Origin of the sequence: Micromonospora sp. NPDC049048 (assembly GCF_043197615.1) — a bacterium.
Taxonomy (GTDB): Bacteria; Actinomycetota; Actinomycetes; order Mycobacteriales; family Micromonosporaceae; genus Micromonospora.
In genome coordinates this window covers 628572-642118 of record NZ_JBICTM010000001.1, presented here as the reverse complement: position 1 = coordinate 642118, position 13547 = coordinate 628572, and the positions used below count along the sequence as shown (strand labels likewise).

Sequence of the window (13547 nt, the reverse complement as noted above, 5' to 3'; positions counted from 1 at the left end):
GGGCGCGCGTCGGACGGCCGACACGGGGATGACAGACGTGGCGAGGAGCGTGGTGACACCCCTCGCGGAACGGCCCGGGTCGGGCTCACCGGTAGGTGAGCCCGACCCGGGGTCAGACCGTTCGGATCAGAGCTCGACCGAGGTGAGGTCAAGCTCACCGACGTTGGAGAGCTCCAGCTTCTTGACCTTCTCCGAGTGGCCGGACTGCTGACCACCGAAGTAGACCGGGATCGAGGGGACGTCCTGGTCGATCAGGGCGACCGCCTCGGCGTACTTGGCGTGCGCGGCCTCCAGGCTCGGCGCGGAGGCGGCTTCCTTGGCCAGCGCGTCGACCTGCGGGTTGCTGTACAGACCGTCGTTCGAGGAACCGCCGGTCACGTAGAGCGGGCCGACCCAGTTCTCGACGTCCGGGTAGTCCTGCTGCCAGCCGGCGCGGTACATGCCGGTCATCTTGTGGGCGTTGATGTTCTGGCGGAACACCGCGAAGGTCGGGACGCCCTCGGCGCGGGCGTTGATGCCGAGGTTGGTCTTGACCTGCTGCGCGACGGCCTCCATCCACTCCTTGTGGCTGGCGTCGGCGTTGTAGAACATGACCAGCTCGCCGGTGAAGCCGCCGGCCTCCGCGAGGAGCTTCTTGGCCTCCTCGACGTTGAACTGGCAGGAGGTGCAGTTGCCCGCCTTGGCGCCCGGGGTCAGCGGGTTGGCCCAGCTGTCGGCCGGCTTGCGGTTACCGAAGAAGATCTTGTCGCTGATCTCCTGGCGGTTGATCGACATCGAGATCGCCTTGCGCAGCTTCGGGTTCTTGAAGCGCTTGTCGTAGATCGGGAAGGCGATGATGCCGGTCGACGGCGTGGTGGAGGCGATGCCCCGGGCACCCAGGTCCGTCTTCCACTTGTCGCCCGCGAGCGCGGACACCGGAACCTGCTGCTGGAAGTCCAGGTTACCGGCGAGCAGGTCGTTGTAGGCCGCCGTGTCGTCCTGGTACATCTTGACGGTGACGTCCTTGATCTTCAGCTTGTCGTTCAACGAGTACTCGTCGAAGCGGGTCAGCTTGATCTCGACGTCGTCTTCCCACGACACGAACTTGATCGGGCCGTTGCCGATCGGCTTCTTGCCGAACGCCTCGGCGCCCTGGGTGAAGAACGCGTCCGGCAGCGGCATGAAGGTGCTGTAGCCGAGCTTGGTCGGGAAGACCGCGGTCGGCGCGGCGAGGGTGACCTCGAAGGTGAAGTCGTCGACGACCTTCAGGCCGGACATCTCCTTGGCCTTCGGCTCCGGGGCCTTCTGCGGGCCCTCGGCGCCGTCCGGGTCCTCGGTGTGGACGTCCTCGAAGCCCTGGATGTCGGCGAAGAAGCTGCCGTTCTGCGCGCCGTTCGGCGAGTAGGCGCCCCAGTTCCAGGCGTCGACGAAGTTCTTGGCCTTGACGACGGTGCCGTCGTGGAACTTCGTGTCCTTCTTGATCTTGATCGTGTAGACCTTGGAGTCGGTCGTCTCGATCGACTCGGCGACGGCGTTGCGCGGGGCGCTGCCGTCGTTCGGGTACTCGACCAGACCGGTCCAGATCCAGTCGATGATCGCCCCACCACCGGTCTCGGTGGTGTTCGCCGGGACCAGGCCGACCTCCGGCTGCGTGCCGTCGATGATGATCGCGCCGTCGCTGCTCGCGCCGGCGTCCCCGCCGTCGCTGTCGCTGCTCGAGCAGCCGGACGCGACGAGCGCGAACGCCGCGCCCAGCGCGACGGCGCTACTCGCCCGCTTCGAGACTCTCATTCCGAGGGGCCTCCTCTTTCTGAACCTGGATCCGTCGTGGGTTTCACGCACGTATGGGGGGTGACACACCCGGCTGCCCGCAGTGCGGGAACCGGTTTCACCGCAGTGAATTCGGGACAAGAATGATGTACCGATCCGCCGGGCCACCCCGCCCGCCGCGCTCGGCACCGCGCACACCAGACACCACGGAGCGCCATCGTCAGGCGGGCCCGTGGTGTCAGGCCGTACGGAGTGCCTCACACGAGGGGTGAGGTGCTGCCACTGTGACACCAACCGGCCCGTTCCGTGAAGGTGCCGTTATCAAGCCGTTAGTTGGTCGCCGTGTTGCCGATACTTGAAAAAAGATCATGATGTACGCCGGTAATACCGCTCTGAGCAGTAACGACATGGTTCGGCGGGGGTGCCGACCTGGGCGCTGACCCGGCGGCTGTGACCTTCCCCGCGCCTGGTCCGGCACGATCCGGGGTCGTCCGGGCGTTGGCCGTTTCTGACCATCCGGACGATGCCGACGTCGGCTGTGCGGATGCCATGGCCGACCGGGTGGACGAGGGCGCGCGGTGCCGTGCGCCTGTTCCCGCCCGACGGGCCTTCGGCGGCCGGACGAGCCCACGCGGCGCGATCCCGCCGGGAGGGGCGGAGCAGCGAACGGCCCCGGCACCGCGCGGGGCGGTACCGGGGCCGGGGAACTGACGCGTCGATCAGGCCGTGAAGCGCAGCTTGCGGCGGCGGAACAGCAGCACGGCGACGGCACCGGCGGCCAGCAGCGCCACGCCGGCGGCGATCGAGGCGGCGATCGGGGAGCCGGTCAGCGGCAGGTCGCCACCGTTGCCCGCGGGCGAGGTGGACGGGGCCGGGCTGTCGGTCGGGGCGCTCGGCGACGGCGACTCCGCGGGGGTGCTCGGCGACGGCGACTCAGCCGGGGCGCTCGGCGACGGCGACTCAGCCGGGGCGGCGGCGAACGCGGCCTCGGCCTTGGCGGTCACGGTCTCACCGGTGCTGCCACCGAGGATCAGCTTTTGCGCGGCGTAGTTGCCGGTGAAGAGGAACACCCGGCCGAAGGAGACCGAGCCCTGGGCGGAAACGGTCACCTTCACCGCACCGGCGCCGTCCGCGGTCAGCCAGAACTGCCCACCGTTGGTGGTCGTGGTGACCGGCTTGCCCTCGGCGTCGACCGCCGAGCCGCCGCTGACCGCGACGGTGATCTCGCCCGCCGGGCCCTTCATGGTGAAGGGGCCGGCCTTCTCGCCGACCGTGGCCTTGGCGCTCGCCGGGTCGACGCTCAGCTCGGCCTTCGGCTCGGGCTGGTCGGTGGCGTTGGCGACCAGGTAGTCGTGGACCTTCTTGACCACGTCGTACTGCTCCTTGACGAGCAGACCCTTGCCGTCGACCCAGTCACCGAGCGTGATGCCGTCGCTGAACTTCCAGATGGCGGTCTGGGTGCCGAAGTAGAGCAGCTGGTCGACCTCCGCCTCCGCCGGGGCGGCGGCGCCGGCGGCGGTCAGCAGCTTGGCGGAGTCGGCGTTCGGGTAGCCGTGGGTGAGCACCCACTGCACCTTGCCGAGGTTCTTCACCTGGGACTCGCTCCAGGTGCCCTCCTCGTACTTGCCGTCGATCGCCACCTTGGTGTGGTAGTCGATGCAGAAGGCGGGGACGAGCTTGCCGTCGATCTTGAGCGCCAGCGACCGCTGCGTGCCCACCTTGCCGTTGAGCATCAGCTTGGCGCTGAAGCCCGTCGCCTTGGCCACGCCGTCGGCCGGAGCGGCGGCGGCCGGCACTGCGGAGCCAAGTGCCAGCGCGCCACCAGCGACGGTCGCCAGGGCGATTTGCGCCCAGCGCCGTCCTCGTTGTCCGAACATCAGATTCGTGCACCTCTCCCCAGGGGTGACCCGCGCACGGCGGGTTGCGTGAAGCCGCCGTTCCCGCGGGATGCGCACCACCCGCACGCGAGAACGCGACGGGGCATTATGGGACGGAAATTGATCGCTTGTCAGCCCCGGTGCGCCGCATTCACCGCTTGTGTCCCAAATGACGGGGAAAAGAAATGGATCACACGAGCCGGCGGTCCGCCGCCCAGCGGGACAACTCGTACCTGTTGGACATCTGGAGCTTGCGCAGCACGTTCGACACGTGGGTCTCCACCGTCTTGATGGAGATGTAGAGCTCCTTGGCGATCTCCTTGTAGGCGTACCCCCGGGCCAGCAGCCGCAGCACCTCGCGCTCGCGGTTGGTGAGCTGGTCCAGCTCGGGGTCGGACACCGGCGCGTCGGGGCGGGCCGCGAACGCGTCCAGCACGAACCCCGCCAACCGGGGGCTGAACACCGCGTCGCCGTCGGCCACCCGGCGGACCGCGGCGGCCAGCTCGTCCGGGGAGATCGTCTTCGTGACGTAGCCCCGCGCACCGGCGCGGATCAGCCCGATCACGTCCTCCGCCGCGTCCGAGACGCTCAGCGCCAGGAACCTGACCTGCGGGTGCGTACGCCGCATCGCCTCCAGCACCGCCCGGCCCCCGCCGTCGGGCATGTGCACGTCGAGCAGCACCACGTCGGGCGACGTGGCGGCGATGCGGGTGACCGCCTCGCCGACGGTGCTCGCCTCACCCACCACCTCGACGTGCGCGCCCAGCTCGGCGCGGACCCCCGCGCGGAACATGGCGTGGTCGTCGACGAGGAAGACCCGCAGCCGCTCGGTACGGGCAGCCGCCCCCTCGACCGGTTCCATCGACTGCTCGGTCATCACTTGTCCCTCTCCGCCGTTGCCGGGTCCCGGGTGATCGGCAGGATCAACCGGACCTCGGTGCCTTCCCCCGGCCCGGAGCGGATCTCCGCCCGGCCGCCGTGCCGCTTCATCCGCCCGATGATCGAACCCCGGACCCCGTGCCGGTGGTCCTCCACCGTATCCGGGTCGAAGCCCTTCCCCCGGTCCCGGACGAAGACGCTGACCTGATCGGGCTCGACCTCCGCGTAGAGCGAGACGGTCTGCACGCCGGCGTGCCGGGCGGCGTTCACCAGCGCCTCGCGCGCCGCGGCCACCAGCGCGCCGACCCGCTCGTCGGTCTCCCGGTCGCCGACCACCACCGCCTCCACCGTGATCGCGAACGTGTCCTCGACCTCGGCGGCAGCCTGCTCCAGGGCGGCGGCGAACCGCTCGGTGGGCGAGCCGGTGGGCTTGTAGAGCCAGTTGCGCAGCGAGCGCTCCTGCCCGCGGGCGAGCCGCTGGACGGTCTTCACGTCGCTCGCGTTGCGCTGGATCAGGGCCAGGGTGTGCAGCACCTGGTCGTGGACCATGGCGGCCAGCTCGGCCCGTTCCTGCTCCCGGATGCGCCCCTCGCGCTCCGACCGGAGCTGGTTGTACGTCCGCCACAGCACCGGCGCGGCCACCACGCCGACCCCGGCGAGCCCGACCAGGGCGAAGATCACGCCGTTGAGCACGGCGTCGAAGTTCTGCGCCGGGGAGTAGACCGCGGCGACACCGATGATGCCCACCGCGACCAGCACCCCGCCGCCGATGAACCGGAGCACGAAGGCCCGGCGGTCGCTCTCCTCCACCACCGCGCCCAGCCACGGCACCGGCATGGAGTCGCCCCACTGCCGGCGCCGCTCGGGGGCGGACTGGTGCCAGATCACCCCGGCGCCGACCGCGATGATCGCCACCAGCCAGCCGGCGGTGCCCGTCGCACCGATCGAGTCGAAGACCATCACCTGCACCAGCAGTACGCCGAGGCCTATCGCCACGAACGGCAGGAGCTGGGCGACGTCCCTGCGGGGCGGTACGGCGGTGTCGCCCGGGCGCAGCGGCACGACCGCCCAGAAGGCCGCGTAGAGCAGCAGACCGAGCCCGCTCAGCCCCAGCAGCACCATGAAGGCGACGCGTACCCGCAGCACCGAGATGCCGAGGTGGTCGGCGATGCCGGCGGCCACCCCCGCGGCCATCCGGTGCTCGGGGGCGCGGTAGAGGCGGGGTGGCTGGGTCACGGCGCTGATCGGGTACTCCCTGGTCACGGCGGGCATGGGGCCGGAGCCGGCGCGCTGTCGGCGCCGGATCGATCGTCACACGGCGCGCCACCACCCGACCACGGGGACGCCCCCGACATTCGGGCCGCCGGATTCTCAGGGTGGGGTCAGGGTCGGGTCCTGAGGCCACCCGGCGGGTCGGGGCAGCAGGATCGAGGCATGACCGAGGAAGCTGCCCAGTCCGCCAGCCCCGGGGCGGCACAGCCGGGCGGGCCACCCCCCGCCGCGACACCGCCCGCCGGCTCCGCGGCGCCGCCCCCCGGGGCCCCGCCGACCGCCGCCGGGCACGCGGGGGGAACACCACCGCCCGGGGCCGGGCCCGGACCGCAGCCGTCGTTCGGCGGCGCCGGCTTCACCTCGCGGTACGGGCTGGTGCGCCCCCGCGACGGCCGCTACCTGGCCGGCGTCTGCGCGGCCATCGGCCGGGCCACCAACACCGACCCCGTCCTCTGGCGGGTGCTGCTGGCGGTGCTCGGATTCTTCGGCGGCATCGGCATCCTGGTCTACGTCACCGCCTGGCTGATCATCCCCGGCGAGGGGGACGGCGCCTCTCCCGTCGAGTCCATGCTGGGCCGGGGGCGCTCCAGCATGTCCCCGGTCACCGTGATCGTGCTGAGCATCCTGGTCGCGATCAGTTTCGGCTACATCGTCACGGACGCGTTCCGGGCGGTGCTGCTCGGTGTCACCATCCTGATCGGCGGCGCGCTGCTGCTGAACCGCGACCACCGCGACATCCAGGGCGGAGCCGTGGGCGTACCGCCCGCTCCGCCCACCGCACCGCCCGGGCCGGTGCCACCGGTCGGCTACCCCGCCCCGGTCTCGGACGCTGCCCAGCCGGCCGTGGCCGTGCCGCCCGGGGCGGGCCCCGTCCCGCCCCCGCCGGGTCCCGCCGCCCAGGCCGCCTGGAGCGCCCCGGTCCCCGGCCGGCCGACCGAGCCCACCGCCGAGCTGCCCGCGTGGCCACCGGCCGCTCCGGCCCCCGCCCGCCCCTCGACGGGTACGCCGACCGCCGGCTGGCCGCCGGCCCCGCCCACCTCCGGCTGGCCCGCCGCGACCTCGGCGGCTTCGGAGCCGACCCACCCGGTGCTCCCGCCCCGGCCCCCGAGCTACCGGCCCCCGTTCGCCCCGCACGGCCCGTACGCCGGGCCGACCGTGGTGCCGCCCGTGCTGCCGAAGCCGCGGGTGAAGCCGCCGAAGCGACCGCGCGAGCGCTCCCCCCTCGGCGCGGTGACGTTCTCGCTGATCTTCCTCGCCCTGGGCGTGGTCGCCGTCGTCGACCTGCTGGACTTCTACGACGTCGGTGCGTCGGCGTACTTCGCGGCCACGCTGGTCACCATCGGGCTCGGCCTGCTGGTCGGCACCTGGTTCGGACGGGCCCGCTGGCTGATCGCGCTCGGCTTGGTGGCCGCCGCCGCGCTCGCGACGGCCACGGTCGCCGAGTCGTACGACCGGATCCGGGGCGTCGACGGCAACGTCACCTGGGCGCCCGCCGACCACCGCGACCTCGCCCTGCGGTACGAGAACAGCTTCGGGGACACGGTGCTGGACCTGCGCGCGGTCGACTTCGACAAGAAGAACACCGAGATCACCGTCGCCGTCAACTTCGGCGAGTGCACGGTGGTGGTGCCGCCGAACGTCGACGTCACCACGGTGGCCGACGTCAACGCCGGCGACGCGGTCGTCTTCGGCAAGCGCTCCGGCGGGCTCGCCGGCAAGTTGCGGGAGGCGACAGACCTGGGCCCGGACGGCCCCGGCGGCGGCACGCTGCGGCTCTACATCCACGTGAACGCGGGCAACCTGGAGGTGACCCGGTGAAGGCCCACCGCACCGACCTCGTGTCGTTCGCCTTCGGGCTGATCTTCCTCGGACTCGCCGCCTGGTGGCTGCTCGCGCAGTTGCTCGGGCTCGCCCTCCCGCCCGTCGGCTGGTTCCTGGCCGGCGCGCTGTTCCTGATCGGACTGCTGGGCCTGGTGGGCGCGTTGCGCTCCGGGCGGTCCGCCGACGCGACCCCGCCCGCCGGGACCGACGCCGGCCCCGACGCGCCCCCGGCCCCGACCGGGCCCGCCTCGGCCCCGCCGTCGCCGGAGCCGGCCGGTTGGGCGGGGCCGGACCGACAGGCCACCGAGGTCGACCCGACGCGCTGGGATCTCGACCGGCCGACGGCGGCCGACGAGCCGGCGGCGTGGGGCGGCCCGTTGTCCGGCTGGGGCGAGCGCTCCGACTGGGGTGGTCGCTCCGACTGGGACGTGTCCGCGCCGCCGACCGGCACCCCGACGCCGGGCGGACCCACCTCGGGCGGACCGACCTCGGGAGGCCCCACGCCGAGCGGACCGACCTCGGGAGGCCCGACGAGCGGCGGGCCGGCGAGCGGCGGACCGACGAGTGGCGGGTCCGCGCCCGGCGGGCCGATGCCGGGCGGGCCGGTTACCGGGCCGCGCGCAGGGGACGAGGCCGACGAGTGGCCGACGGAGGCCGTCACGGACACCCGGCCCGAGGCCGTCGAGGACCGCACGGCCGACGTGGACGACGTCCCGCCCGGGCGGACCGACGGACCGACGGCCGGCGACGAGCGCACGCGCGGCTGACCACAGCGGTGCGGCCGGTGTCGGCGGCGGCCTATGCTGGCCGTGGAGAACTCGCCTCCGCCGGCCGACCCGCGCCGACCTGGCCGCCGCGCCGGCCGGACCCGCGCCGCCGTGGCGGTCCCGCCGCGATTCCCGTCTCTACCCCGTCAGGAGTCCGTCCGACATGACGCAGTCCCCCGCCGTGCGCACCTTCGGCCGGTCCGCTCCGGTCCGCATCGGCGAGCGAGCCGCCCGTACCCTCGTCTCCGAACTGGCCCGGATCAACGACCCGAAGGGCGCGCTGCTGGTCGGCGCGACGCCGGAGTCCGCGGTGCTGGCCGCGGCGGTCGACGCGCTGCTACCCGGCGACACCCTCACCCTGGTGCCCGCCGGCTCGACCACCCCGGCGGCCCTGCGGGAGCACGTCACCGCGCAGGGCCGCTGGGTGGCCGACCGGGTCCGCGTGGTCGACACCCTTGCCGAGGCCGAGCCCGCCGCCGTGGTCGTCGCCGGGGAGCCGCTCACCGGCACGGCCGAGGAGACCCGCGCCGCCGTCGAGGGCCTGACGAAGTACCTGACCGACGGCGCCGTGCTGAGCGTGGCCACGACCGCCACGCCGGGGCGCACCGCGGGCGCGGCCGCCGAACTGGACCGGCAGGGCGCGCTGTACGGCGTCGGCGTCGACCTGGTGCTGCGCAACACGCCGCCGCTGCGGGTGTACCGGCTCCGCTACACCCCGGCCGACGCCGCGTCGGCGGCCCGGCTGGCCCCGGCGTACCGCCCGTCCAGCGTCCCGCTGACCCGCGGCATGCACATCGACTCCAACGGGGTGGCCGCGGCCGGCATCGCGCTGGGCCTGGCGGCGGTGGCCCGGGCGACCCGGCCGAAGTCGAAGCTCTGGCTGCTGCCGGCCCTGGCCGCCGCCCCCGTGGCCGCCTTCTTCCGGGACCCGGAGCGCGACGTGCCGGAGGACCCGTCGGCGGTGGTCGCCTCGGCCGACGGCCGGGTGCTGTCCGTGCAGCGGCTGCACGACGAGCGCTTCGGCGAGGGCGAGTGGCTGCGCATCGCGGTCTTCCTGTCAGTGCTGGACGTGCACGTCAACCGCGCGCCGGTGGCCGGCAAGGTGGTCGACTACTTCGTCGCCGACGGTGGCTTCGCCAACGCGATGAAGCCGGCGGCCGAGCATAACGTGGCCGCGTACACGGTGCTGGAGACCGCGCACGGCACGGTGGTGGTGGCGCAGCGCACCGGCCTGATCGCGCGGCGGATCGTGCAGCGGGCGCCGATCGGCGCCCTGCTGGCCCGGGGTGAGCGCTTCGGCCTGATCCGGTTCGGCTCGCGCACCGACGTCTACCTGCCGGTCGACGCGGCGGAGCCGCTGGTCGGCCCCGGGGACAAGGTCGTCGGGGGCTCGACGGTCATCGCCCGCTGGCACTGACGGACGACACGGAGAAGGGGCGCCGCGGATCGCGGCGCCCCTTCTCGCGTACGTGGGTCAGGCGGTGCGGCGCTGACGCAGCCAGAGGACCGGGCCGCTGACCAGGTAACCGACCACGATCAGGGCGAAGGTGAGCCGGATGTCGATCAGCGCGCCGATCACCGGGGCCAGCCACAGCCACGGCGGCAGCTTCACCAGCCGGGCGAGCTTGGCGTACGGGAAGCTGGAGACCATGGCGAAGGCGAGCATCGCCACTCCTGCCACCTGCACGATGCCCGGTACGGGCAGCCCGATGGCGACGGTCAGGGCGAGCACGGCGGCCGCCATGGTGGTGGGTACGCCGCAGAAGAACCTGCCGTCCTTCGGCGAGACGTTGAACCGGGCGAGCCGGATCGCCGCGCACGCCGCGACGAGGGCGCAGGCCACCGCGGCGGCCGGCGTGGAGACCGAGCCGGCCAGCGAGGCGTAGACCACCACCGGGGCGGCGAGGCCGAACGAGCACATGTCGGCGAGCGAGTCCATCTGCGCGCCGAACGGGCTGGCCACGCCGAACCTGCGGGCGAGCGCGCCGTCGAGGCCGTCGAAGATGACGCAGGCGATCAGGCAGAACGCGGCGACGCGTACGTCGCCCTGCATGGCCAGGAAGATGGCCGCCATGCCGAGCATCAGGCTGCTGAGCGTGCAGGCGTTGACCACCGCGAACTTCATCCGGCGGGCGAGGGTCCGCTCGCCGGGGAGCAGCGGGATCGACATCGCCGGCTCGTCGACCGGTGTCGTGGGGCCGAGGGCGGGGCTGACCGGGACGACCGGGGCGACCTCGGCGCGCTCGACCCGGGTCAGCCCGTAGGGGCGACGCGGCCGGTCGACGTAGCGGTGCTCGGGCATCGAGTGGTCGCCGCCGTGCAGGTCACCGTCGCGGCGCCCGACGCGGACCAGCAGCACCTGTCGGGCGAGTGTGCCGCTGCGGCGCAATGGGCCCGCCCAGCGACGCCCTGCGGGACGCGGACTGTCAGTGGTACGACGCCGGCGCCAAGGGGCTCTCGGCACGTTTCCTCCATCACCGGATCGGTCTGCCGCCGCGAGGGCGGGTGTCCGGCTGTCTCGTGCCGGACCTTTCTGGCCCGGCAGCCGTTTTGCGGAGTACACCATCGCATAGGGGAGCGTGGGTTGGCGATAGCTGCCGGCGGTACTTGCAACTGGTCTAACCGTGCAAACCGCTCTCTTATTCCCATCCCGGGCTTCATCGCCCGTTTCCTCCACCAACCCCACCTCGAATGTACCGGACCCCGTCTCCCTCGGCTCGGTGAGCGGGTGCCGGCGGCGTCGATGTCCGGTTACGGACGATCCTCCGTCGGGGTGAGCGTCAGGGCGGTCAGCTCGGTGAGCGGCAACCCGGCGAGCTGCTCGGGCGTGAACCAGGCCGCGCGGGCCGTGGAGCCGCCGGCGAGCTCGGTCACCCGCGCCTCGGTGGGCACGTCGACCGCCACCCGGTAGACCACCCGGACGCCGTGCCAGTCGAGCGGGCGCCCCTCCGGGCCCAGCGCGGCCGGGTTGTGCAGGTTGTCGACGCCGATCAGCTCGACCACCCGACCGAGTTGGCCGGATTCCTCGACCAGTTCGCGCAGCAGGGCGGAGACCGGCTGCTCCCCGTGGTCGGTCCCGCCGCCGGGCAGGTGCCACCGGCCCGCGCCCGGGTAGCCGTCGGCGATCATGGTGAGCAGCACCCGGCCCGCGGGGTCGGTGACCAGGCCGTACGCGCCGAAGCGCTGCCGCCGGTCGGCCGAGGGCTCGGGCTCCGTCGCCACCGCACGGGGCAGATCGGACGGCAGGGGCGACGCGGGCAGACCGAGCAGCTCGGCCGTGAACGGCATCAGCGGCATCTGCCCCGCCTCGGCGGTCGTGAACCAGCCCAGTTCGTCGGTGCCGCCGGCCGGCTCGGGTCGCGGTCGCCCGCCCCGCGCGACGACGTCGAAGACCAGGCGGTCGGTGTGCACGGCGACGCCGACGTCGCGGAAGGTCGTCACGTCGGCGAGCACCGCCCGCAGCATGGTCACCTCGACTGTGAGGCCGGTCTCCTCGGCGAACTCGCGGACCACCGCGTGCGCCGGGTGCTCGGCGTGCTCGATCCCGCCGCCGGGCAGCTGCCAGACGCCCGGGCACGGGCACAGGGCGGAACCCCGCACCAACAACACCCGCCCGTCCGAGCCACGGCACACCCCGTACGCGCCGACCCGTCGCTGTTGCTCCACCCGCCCGTACTCCCCCGCCCGCCCCGACCCGCTCCGTCGATCATGACGTTAGTCGCCGGGCGGCCGACGCGCCGCCCGGTCGACGCACGGGACCGGGGCGAGGGCGGGAGGGTGGGTCAGGCCAGGCGGGCCGCCTGGACGGCTTCCGCCGTCACCTCGGTCAGGCGGTCGGTGGGGAGGGCGCCCAGTTCGTCGCGGGCGAACCAGCGGGCCTCGCAGGTCGAACCGCCGACGTCGGCCACGGTGGGCGGGGCCGGCTTGTCGACCACGACCCGGTAGAAGGCGCGTACGCCGTGCCAGTCGATCGGGTAGCCCTCCGGGCCGAGGGAGGCGGCGTCGCGGTGGCTGGCCACGCCGAGCAGCTCGACGAGGCGGCCGTTCTGCCCGGTCTCCTCGACCAGCTCCCGGATCAGGGCGGCGCCGGGCTGCTCGCCGTAGTCGGTGCCACCGCCGGGCAGGTGCCAGCAGCCCGCGCCCGGGTAACCGTCGGAGACGCGGGTGAGCAGCACCCGGTCGTCCGGATCGGTCACCACCGCGTACGCGGCGAAGCGCTGGGCGCGGTGCAGCCCGTCGGGACCGGGAACGGCGTAGAACGAGGGGAACTCCGGTGCCTCGTCCGGCACGATGTCGGCCGACGACGTGGGCAGGCCCAGGGCGCGCGCGGTGAACGAGCGCAGCGGCAGCTCGCGCGCCTCCTCCGGGGTGACCCAGCGGGCCAGGTCGGTGGGCCGGTCGACCCGGTCGGCGAGCGTCCCGCCCCGCACCGAGACCTGGAAGATCAGGCGGTCGGTGTGGATGGTGATGCCCCGCTCCGGCAGCGCCCGCATGTCGGCGAGCACGTCGTGCAGCCCGGCGACGGTGACGGAGAGGCCGGTCTCGGCGGCGGTCTCCCGGACGACGGTGTGGTGCGGGTCCTCACCGTGGTCGACCGCCCCGCCGGGCAGGGACCACGTGCCAGGGGTGCCGGAGCGCTCCGATGCGCGGACCAGCAACACCCGGCCGACTGAATCAGCACAAACTGCGTATGCCGCGATCCTGCGGAGCGGCTCCAGCATGGTGGTCACGGGGCCAAATTCTCCCCGGCCCGGATCACCTGCATCGAAAAGAGTCAGATTCCTGACTGAAAGCTCGCGTCTCAGGGGCGAGTCAGGGTATGGATCCGGGCGGTCACCGAGGCTGGTCCGACGGCGGGCGCGGACCGTGGAGGCATGACCTACACCGCCCCTTCCCAGCCCCCGTACAAGCAGCTCCGTCGCCCCGTAACGGACCGGATGATCGCCGGAGTGGCCAGCGGCCTCGGCCGGTACTTCGCCGTCGACCCCACCCTGGTCCGGGTGGCCTTCGCGGTCGCCGGCCTGCTCACCGGCGGGCTCGCGCTGCTCGCGTACCCGATCATGTGGTTCCTGATGCCCGAGGAGCCGGCCGGCGCGCCCGCCTGGCCGCACCCCGCGCCCACCGTGCCACCGGCCGCCGACGCGCAGCCGGCACCGCCGACCTACCCGCCGGCGGCGTGAGG

The 13547-nt window shown here is 73.3% G+C and carries 10 protein-coding genes and 1 pseudogene; 4 read left to right on the top strand and 7 right to left on the bottom strand.

The genetic code is table 11. From position 1 onward, the window contains the following. Window positions 1-126 precede the first annotated feature (126 nt). The 4 genes from ACGFIG_RS03070 to ACGFIG_RS03055 form a co-directional block, all read right to left on the bottom strand. Window positions 127-1770, bottom strand: coding sequence for an ABC transporter substrate-binding protein (locus ACGFIG_RS03070; RefSeq protein WP_392998584.1), 1644 nt, complete (start codon window positions 1768-1770; stop codon window positions 127-129). 698 nt (window positions 1771-2468) lie between these two features. Further along, window positions 2469-3626 (bottom strand): Cys-Gln thioester bond-forming surface protein, encoded by a 1158-nt coding sequence (locus ACGFIG_RS03065; protein WP_392998582.1) that lies wholly within the window; start codon window positions 3624-3626, stop codon window positions 2469-2471. A 190-nt stretch (window positions 3627-3816) separates the two neighbouring features. Continuing rightward, window positions 3817-4503: a response regulator gene (locus tag ACGFIG_RS03060; RefSeq protein ID WP_392998580.1), complete on the bottom strand. Its 687-nt coding sequence runs from the start codon at window positions 4501-4503 to the stop codon at window positions 3817-3819. Continuing rightward, window positions 4503-5768, bottom strand: a complete 1266-nt coding sequence (locus tag ACGFIG_RS03055; RefSeq protein ID WP_392998578.1) for a PspC domain-containing protein — start codon at window positions 5766-5768, stop codon at window positions 4503-4505. The genes ACGFIG_RS03060 and ACGFIG_RS03055 overlap by 1 nt, the downstream gene beginning before the upstream one ends. Window positions 5769-5939: 171 nt before the next feature. Here ACGFIG_RS03055 and ACGFIG_RS03050 point away from each other — a divergent pair, with 171 nt between their 5' ends. From ACGFIG_RS03050 to ACGFIG_RS03040, 3 genes and pseudogenes are all read left to right on the top strand, one after another. Further along, window positions 5940-7595: a PspC domain-containing protein gene (locus ACGFIG_RS03050; protein ID WP_392998576.1), complete on the top strand. Its 1656-nt coding sequence runs from the start codon at window positions 5940-5942 to the stop codon at window positions 7593-7595. Further along, window positions 7592-7852 (top strand): annotated as a pseudogene (locus tag ACGFIG_RS03045) (hypothetical protein); the annotation flags it as partial. The gene ACGFIG_RS03050 and the pseudogene ACGFIG_RS03045, both read left to right, overlap by 4 nt. Window positions 7853-8528: 676 nt before the next feature. Next, window positions 8529-9782 carry a phosphatidylserine decarboxylase gene (locus tag ACGFIG_RS03040; protein ID WP_392998574.1) on the top strand — a complete coding sequence of 418 codons (1254 nt, stop codon included), beginning with the start codon at window positions 8529-8531 and terminating at the stop codon, window positions 9780-9782. A 57-nt stretch (window positions 9783-9839) separates the two neighbouring features. On the opposite strand, the gene ACGFIG_RS03035 is transcribed toward ACGFIG_RS03040, so the two are convergent. The 3 genes from ACGFIG_RS03035 to ACGFIG_RS03025 form a co-directional block, all read right to left on the bottom strand. Further along, entirely contained in the window at window positions 9840-10754 is a 915-nt protein-coding gene (locus tag ACGFIG_RS03035) for a CDP-alcohol phosphatidyltransferase family protein (RefSeq protein ID WP_392998572.1), read from the bottom strand. Window positions 10755-11116: 362 nt separating this feature from the next. Next, the gene (locus ACGFIG_RS03030; RefSeq protein WP_392998570.1) at window positions 11117-12031 is read right to left on the bottom strand and encodes an NUDIX hydrolase; all 915 of its coding nucleotides are present in this window, start codon (window positions 12029-12031) and stop codon (window positions 11117-11119) included. 116 nt (window positions 12032-12147) lie between these two features. Next, window positions 12148-13095 carry an NUDIX domain-containing protein gene (locus ACGFIG_RS03025; protein WP_392998568.1) on the bottom strand — a complete coding sequence of 316 codons (948 nt, stop codon included), beginning with the start codon at window positions 13093-13095 and terminating at the stop codon, window positions 12148-12150. A gap of 144 nt (window positions 13096-13239) precedes the next feature. Here ACGFIG_RS03025 and ACGFIG_RS03020 point away from each other — a divergent pair, with 144 nt between their 5' ends. Continuing rightward, window positions 13240-13545 carry a PspC domain-containing protein gene (locus ACGFIG_RS03020; RefSeq protein ID WP_392998566.1) on the top strand — a complete coding sequence of 102 codons (306 nt, stop codon included), beginning with the start codon at window positions 13240-13242 and terminating at the stop codon, window positions 13543-13545. The last annotated feature ends 2 nt before the right edge of the window (window positions 13546-13547 follow it).